We start from the raw sequence: 1,664 nt of genomic DNA, 5'->3' as shown, positions 1-1,664 counted from the left end.
TTGCTTTCTTGACCGCATGCTCTAATGATTTAGCATTAATAACATCATCCGCATCAAGAAAATAAGTATACTTCCCTGTACATAGCGGAATTACTGAGTTTCTTGCCCGCCCAGCGCCTTTATTGGCTTGATGATAATAAACTACATTAGTATATTTTCCCGCATAATCCTGGCAAATTGTTTGTGTGTTATCATTTGAACCATCATCAATAATTATAATATTGAATTTTATATCTGATATTTTTAGAACTGATTCAATGCTTTCAGCAATTAGGTCTTCACAGTTATATGCAGGTATGACAACTGTCAGGTCTAAATCAGGATAAGAATTAGCATATTCAGCAAATCTATTATTAAAGTTATCCCTAACATTGTCCGGCTTAATTATTTTTTTCGTTTTTTTATAGATATCAGATAAGCGAGATCTAATTATATTTTTTGTTATTAAATCTGGTTGACGAGTAGTAATCCAATCAGTTCTATAACAGAAGTCATAAAATTCATCGAATAAAACTTGATGCTTTACTGTTTTTTTTAAGAGAAAATTAGAAATTGTATTAAGATGTGATGCAAGGGCCGCTAATTTATATAGAGCTGAACTCATTGTTTGCCCTTCGCGGGCCATACGATGGTAACTAATGATATGATCAACCATTACAACACGTTCTGCACTAGATAACACAAACCAATGCAAAGGATTATCCTCATAAAAATAATCTCCTTCAGGGTACTCTATACCATTACTCTTAATAAATTTCGTAAGATATAATTTTCGCCAGGGGACTGGGGATAACCTAAATAGTTGTGGTGTGGTTACTCCAGATATTATAGTTTCGACAGGTATGCCTTTCCACCTTTCCTTATCATAAGCTGGGCTAACAAGTCTGGTTTCCTGATCAAAAGTATTAAAGTCTCCAATGACCAATTCAGCATTAAATTTTTCTGCCGTAGTAACTAATTTTTCGAAAGCATCTTTCGACACCCAGTCATCGCTATCAACAAAACCGATATATTTACCTTTAGCTGCATTGATGCCAATGTTACTAGGTATACCTGCGCCACCAAGAGTGTTGAAACGTAGATCAATAAATTTTATTCTTGAATCAATATTTTCATACATTTCAATGATACGTTTTCCATCATCTGTTGAAGCATCATTGATAATAATTAACTCAAAATCAACTAAGGTTTGGGATAGAACTGATAGTATACTAGCGTCAAGATAAGGCCCAACATTAAATACTGGCATTATAATTGATAACAGAGGGGCATCATTAATTTCAGATTCTTGTTCTTTGCAATCGAATCCTAAACTTTCAATTCTTTCAATATTTAATATAGCGTATGGGTACAAAGGGCTATCTTTTGATATTTTTTTATACTCTTGTATGGCAAGTTTGTATTGTCCATCTCTAAAGTAAGCATTTCCTAATTTTAAACTCACTTCTTATATTCTCCTTTATAATTTGAATGATACTCAATAATATTACGAAGTAGATTTTCTTCCATAAGTAGTCGCAAAAAACATCCCTTTTTCATTTTTTATAAAATCATGAGTGAACTGTATATTCTCCGCTGACCAATATTTTTTCCATAACTCATCCGTTAACTTTTCTTCATCTCGATAAGCATCATCCAAGACCCAATCGGTAATGACTCCAACT

At 33.0% G+C, this 1,664-nt stretch carries 1 protein-coding gene; it reads right to left on the bottom strand.

The genetic code is table 11. The features are described 5' to 3' along the window. Positions 1-1,444: glycosyltransferase family 2 protein (locus tag A7589_RS22225; protein WP_108189022.1), on the bottom strand; the 1,444-nt coding region annotated here is incomplete at its 3' end. Between the last annotated feature and the right edge of the window lie 220 nt (positions 1,445-1,664).

This window comes from Escherichia sp. MOD1-EC6475, from assembly GCF_003046645.1.
GTDB lineage: Bacteria > Pseudomonadota > Gammaproteobacteria > Enterobacterales > Enterobacteriaceae > Escherichia > Escherichia ruysiae.
The sequence above is the reverse complement of the archived record's forward strand: the minus strand, read 5'-3'. Positions and strand labels throughout refer to the sequence as shown.